Source organism: Pseudomonas sp., from assembly GCF_050739995.1.
Taxonomy (GTDB): domain Bacteria; phylum Pseudomonadota; class Gammaproteobacteria; order Pseudomonadales; family Pseudomonadaceae; genus Aquipseudomonas.
This window is the reverse complement of sequence record NZ_JBOICG010000285.1, coordinates 1-1,684: the sequence shown is the minus strand read 5'-3', so window position 1 is coordinate 1,684 and position 1,684 is coordinate 1. Positions and strand designations below refer to the sequence as shown.

Genomic DNA, 1,684 nt, shown 5'->3' with positions numbered 1-1,684 from the left:
CCCACATTGGATCTCGGTCGCTCATAACGGTAAAATGCTGCGCTTTTCGTCACACACCTCTAGCGGATCCAAGCGCCATGGGCACTCTTACGGTCAACCAGAACAAACTGCAAAAACGCCTGCGTCGCCTGGCCGGTGAAGCGGTCGCCGATTTCAACATGATCGAGGACGGCGACAAGGTCATGGTCTGCCTCTCCGGTGGCAAAGACAGCTACACCATGCTCGATGTGCTGCTGCACCTGCAAAAGGTCGCGCCGATCAAGTTCGAGATCGTTGCCGTGAACATGGACCAGAAACAACCGGGCTTTCCTGAACATGTGCTGCCGGCCTACCTCAAAGAGCTGGGCGTCGAGTACCACATCGTTGAAAAAGACACCTACTCGGTGGTCAAGGAGTTGATCCCGGAAGGCAAGACCACCTGTTCGCTGTGCTCGCGCCTGCGCCGTGGCACGCTCTACACCTTTGCCGATGAGATCGGCGCGACCAAGATGGCCCTGGGTCATCATCGCGATGACATCGTCGAGACCTTCTTCCTCAATATGTTCTTCAACGGCTCGCTCAAAGCCATGCCACCCAAGCTGCGTGCCGATGACGGGCGCAACGTGGTGATCCGCCCGCTGGCGTATTGCAACGAGAAAGACATCCAGGCCTATTCCGACTTCAAGCAATTCCCGATCATTCCGTGCAACCTGTGTGGTTCCCAGGAAAACCTGCAGCGCCAGGTGGTCAAGGAAATGCTGGTGGACTGGGAGCGCAAGACTCCGGGCCGTACCGAGAGCATCTTCCGCAGCCTGCAGAACGTGATCCCGTCGCAACTGGCCGACCGCAACCTGTTTGACTTCACCAGCTTGAAAATTGATGAAACCGCTGCTTCGCGCTTCGTTAATGTTGTGAACCTCTGAGCCTATTCAATGCTCTGACACACGGCGCTCGCGGGCGCCGTTTTCAATTCAACTGCCAGGAGAGGGCATGCGCGATTACAAGTGGCTGCACGAATATTGTCTGAACCGTTTCGGTTCGGCGGCCGAGCTGGACGCCCACCTGCCTGTGCCCAAGACAGCGGCGCAATTGCGCAAGATCGGCGATGACCGTTATCTGTCGACCCTGGCACTGCGGGTATTCCGTGCGGGCTTGAAACACAGCGTGGTGGATGCCAAGTGGCCGGCCTTCGAGCAGGTGTTTTTCGGCTTCGATCCGGAAAAGGTGGTGCTGATGGGCGCCGAGCACCTGGAGCGGTTGATGCAGGACACCCGTATCATCCGCCACTTGGGCAAGCTCAAGAGCGTGCCGCGCAATGCCCAGATGATTCTGGACATCGAGCAGGAAAAGGGCAGCTTCGGCGCGTTTATCGCTGACTGGCCGGTGACCGACATCGTCGGGTTGTGGAAGTACCTGAGCAAGCACGGCCACCAATTGGGCGGGCTGTCGGCACCGCGCTTTTTGCGCATGGTGGGCAAAGATACGTTTGTGCCGAGCTATGACGTGGTGGCGGCGTTGAATGCGCAGAAGATCGTCGATAAGGCGCCGACCAGCTTGCGCGACCTGGCGACGGTGCAAGCGGCTTTTAACCAGTGGCATGCCGAGAGTGGGCGGCCGATGTGCCAGCTGTCGATGATGCTGGCCTATACAGTGAATCATTGAGACCGTGTTGATGCCTTCGCGAGCAAGCCCGCTCCCACACTTG

Annotated in this window: 2 protein-coding genes; both read left to right on the top strand. The window is 58.3% G+C overall.

All coding sequences use genetic code 11. The features are described from left to right. Positions 1–77 precede the first annotated feature (77 nt). Positions 78–902 carry a tRNA 2-thiocytidine(32) synthetase TtcA gene (gene ttcA / locus ACRESD_RS09770; RefSeq protein WP_014718888.1) on the top strand — a complete coding sequence of 275 codons (825 nt, stop codon included), beginning with the start codon at positions 78–80 and terminating at the stop codon, positions 900–902. A 67-nt stretch (positions 903–969) separates the two neighbouring features. Continuing rightward, entirely contained in the window at positions 970–1,641 is a 672-nt protein-coding gene (locus ACRESD_RS09765) for a DNA-3-methyladenine glycosylase I (RefSeq protein ID WP_431750727.1), read from the top strand. Positions 1,642–1,684 lie beyond the last annotated feature (43 nt).

What these genes read in the sequence shown, in the direction of transcription:
- ttcA (WP_014718888.1), top strand. Translation starts at nt 78, where the DNA reads ATGGGCACTCTTACGGTCAACCAGAACAAACTGCAAAAACGCCTGCGT.
- ACRESD_RS09765 (WP_431750727.1), top strand. Translation starts at nt 970, where the DNA reads ATGCGCGATTACAAGTGGCTGCACGAATATTGTCTGAACCGTTTCGGT.